The sequence below is a fragment of the Micrococcus sp. KRD096 genome (assembly GCF_017168495.1).
In the GTDB taxonomy this organism is placed as follows: domain Bacteria; phylum Actinomycetota; class Actinomycetes; order Actinomycetales; family Micrococcaceae; genus Micrococcus; species Micrococcus luteus.
This window is the reverse complement of record NZ_JABFAY010000003.1, coordinates 47518-48917: the sequence shown is the minus strand read 5'-3', so window position 1 is coordinate 48917 and position 1400 is coordinate 47518. Positions and strand designations below refer to the sequence as shown.

Annotated in this window: 2 protein-coding genes and 1 tRNA gene; 1 reads left to right on the top strand and 2 read right to left on the bottom strand. The window is 75.9% G+C overall.

Annotated elements, in window-relative coordinates; translation table 11 throughout:
- Window positions 1-220: 220 nt before the first annotated feature.
- Window positions 221-667 (top strand): DUF2087 domain-containing protein, encoded by a 447-nt coding sequence (locus J1M41_RS02000; RefSeq protein ID WP_036317141.1) that lies wholly within the window; start codon window positions 221-223, stop codon window positions 665-667.
- Between the two features lie 167 nt (window positions 668-834).
- Here J1M41_RS02000 and J1M41_RS01995 read toward each other — a convergent pair.
- Both J1M41_RS01995 and J1M41_RS01990 read right to left on the bottom strand, forming a co-directional pair.
- A tRNA-Gly gene (locus tag J1M41_RS01995) sits at window positions 835-908 on the bottom strand.
- A gap of 99 nt (window positions 909-1007) precedes the next feature.
- Window positions 1008-1181, bottom strand: a complete 174-nt coding sequence (locus tag J1M41_RS01990; RefSeq protein ID WP_020626107.1) for a hypothetical protein — start codon at window positions 1179-1181, stop codon at window positions 1008-1010.
- Between the last annotated feature and the right edge of the window lie 219 nt (window positions 1182-1400).

Below are 1400 nucleotides of genomic sequence, written 5' to 3'. Positions count from 1 at the left end.
GGGTCAGGGGCATGGCGCGATCCTACGCCGCGGGCGTGGGCTAGCCTGGATCACGACGGCGGCGCCCACCGCCGAGCGCGCCACGCGGCCCGGCCCCGCGCGGCAGGGCCCCGCGGCCCGGCGCGAAGGGGAGCGGATCCTCGGGCCCACCCGCACGCGACGGACGTCGTCCCCGACCCGCGGCGCGGCATGGCCGGGAGCGCGCCGGCGAGGATGCACCATGACCCGTCAGTCCGACCTCAAGACCCTGATCCGCGCCCGCATGGCCGTCACCGGTGAGCGGTACACCGCCGCGGCGGCGGCCCTCGCCGACGAGTGGCAGTCCGCCGAGCGCTACCACGCGACCGTGCTCGCCCGCTTCTTCGACGGGGACCGGCTGCGCTCCATCCCTGCGCGTCGCAAGCCGCGGGTGGCCGTCCTTCTCGAGTTGCTGCGTCGCTTCAGAGCGGGCCGCGCCTACGCGGAGGCCGAGGTCAACGACCTGCTGCGCCCCGCCCACGAGGACGTGGCCACGCTGCGTCGCGAACTCGTGGACTACGGGTTCCTCGCCCGCGCCGACGGCGTCTACCGACTGGCGGACGCCGGGCCCGACCTCGACCCGCGCTTCGCCGCGGACCTGCCGGTCGACCTGGAACGCCGGCTGCGCGAGATCCGCGCGGGCCGTTGAGGGGAGCGGGACCCCGCACGTCGACCTGGAACGCCAGCGGTCGCCATGACGCCGGAATGTGGCCGCATTCCGACGTCTCGCGTTCCCGGTGCGGCCGTGACGGGGCGACGTGGGCCGACACGGCCCCGGGTCCCTCGCGTGAGGGGCCCGGGGCCGTCGTCGTGGTGTGGAGCGGGCGACGGGAATCGAACCCGCGTATCTTGCTTGGGAAGCAAGCGCTCTACCATTGAGCTACGCCCGCGCAACCGCTCAGCTTCCGCCTGCGGCGCGGGCACCACCATACACCAGCCCGGCCGGTGCACCGGCCCCGCGTCGTCCTCGCGCCCCACGGCCCCGTACGTCAGTGCACCGGGTCCGCCACGGCGACCTCGCGCGCCTGCACCCGCCGCGTCGCCGCCCGGGCGCGCGAACGACCGAACGCGTCCGCGTACCGCGTGAGCACCGGCCCGGCGATCACGATGGAGAACTCCCCGCGGATGGTCAGGGCCGCACCCGCGCGCCAGCGGCCGGCCACGCCGTTTCCCGAACGAAAGCGCACCAGGGGCCGCCGTTTCCCGAACGAAAGCGCGCCGGGGGCCGCTGGTAGAGTCCGAACCGCGCCCGGCCGCGGCCGGACGCGTCCGGCAGCCCCCGTCCCGGAAGGACGTCCCATGCGCGACACCACGGCCGACGCGGCCCAGGTCCCCGCCCGCCCCGACGACGCGGCGGTGTACCGCTACCTCGCGTTCGGGGA

Bases quoted from the DNA above. Each gene is read 5' to 3' on its own strand.
- J1M41_RS02000 (WP_036317141.1), top strand. From the start codon at position 221: ATGACCCGTCAGTCCGACCTCAAGACCCTGATCCGCGCCCGCATGGCC.